General features: G+C 73.2%; 1 pseudogene. It reads left to right on the top strand.

From position 1 onward, the window contains the following. Positions 1-456: pseudogene (locus GVL03_RS23650) on the top strand (hypothetical protein); the annotation flags it as partial.

Raw genomic sequence — 456 nt, forward strand, 5'->3', positions numbered from 1 at the left:
AGATGATCGTGGGGGCGGACGGCGCGGACGACCGCACCATCCTCGCCGCCAGTTCGCGGCTCTACGGCGGCTACGGCCTGCGGCGCGTGTACTACTCGGCCTTCAGCCCGATACCCGACGCCTCGCGCGCGCTGCCGCTGGCCGCGCCGCCGCTGGTGCGCGAACACCGCCTCTACCAGGCCGACTGGCTGATGCGCTTTTATGGCTTCACGCACGACGAAATCGTGCCGCCCGCGCCGGCCGCCGAAACCGCTGGTGGCGACGGCAGCGGCAGCGGCATGCTCTCGCTCGACATGGACCCGAAGCTGGCCTGGGCGATCGCCCACCCGGAGCATTTCCCGGTGGACCTGAACACCGCCGCCCGCGAGCGGCTGCTGCGCGTGCCCGGCCTGGGCGTGCGCACGGTCGAACGGCTGCTGGCCGCGCGCCGCGTGCGCCGCCTGTGCCATGCCGATC

The sequence above is a fragment of the Microbacterium sp. 18062 genome (assembly GCF_902706225.1).
Lineage (GTDB): Bacteria > Actinomycetota > Actinomycetes > Actinomycetales > Microbacteriaceae > Microbacterium.